The sequence below is a fragment of the Pedococcus sp. 2YAF34 genome, assembly GCF_052114585.1.
Classification (GTDB): Bacteria; Actinomycetota; Actinomycetes; order Actinomycetales; family Dermatophilaceae; genus Pedococcus.
In genome coordinates, this window is the sequence record NZ_JBFRFA010000162.1 from 1 (window position 1) to 357 (window position 357).

1 protein-coding gene is annotated in these 357 nt (G+C 67.2%); it reads left to right on the forward strand.

Going from position 1 to position 357, the window contains the following annotated elements; genetic code table 11:
- On the forward strand, positions 1 to 357 hold a 357-nt coding region (locus AB4Z02_RS19375; protein WP_441973015.1), incomplete at both ends, for a C40 family peptidase.

The window sequence follows — 357 nt, forward strand, 5'->3', positions numbered from 1 at the left end:
CAAGAACACGTCGGCGCAGGTCGAAAGCGCCTACCTGGTCGGCGAGGCGAAGCGCAAGGCCGCTGAAGAGGCGGCCCGCCAGGCGGAGATCCGTCGCCAGCAGGAGCTCGCGGCCCAGCAGCAGCAACAGCAGCAGCACCAGAACCAGGGTGGTGGTGGCGGCGGCAGCTCTGTTCCGCCGCCCAACGGCAACGTCGTGCAGACCGCGATCAACTACGCGAAGGCGCAGCTCGGCAAGCCGTACATCTTCGGCGGCGAGGGGCCGGGCGGCTACGACTGCTCAGGCCTGACGATGAAGGCGTACGCCTATGCCGGCGTCTACATCGGCTCGCATTCCGTGAACAACCAGTGGTACAC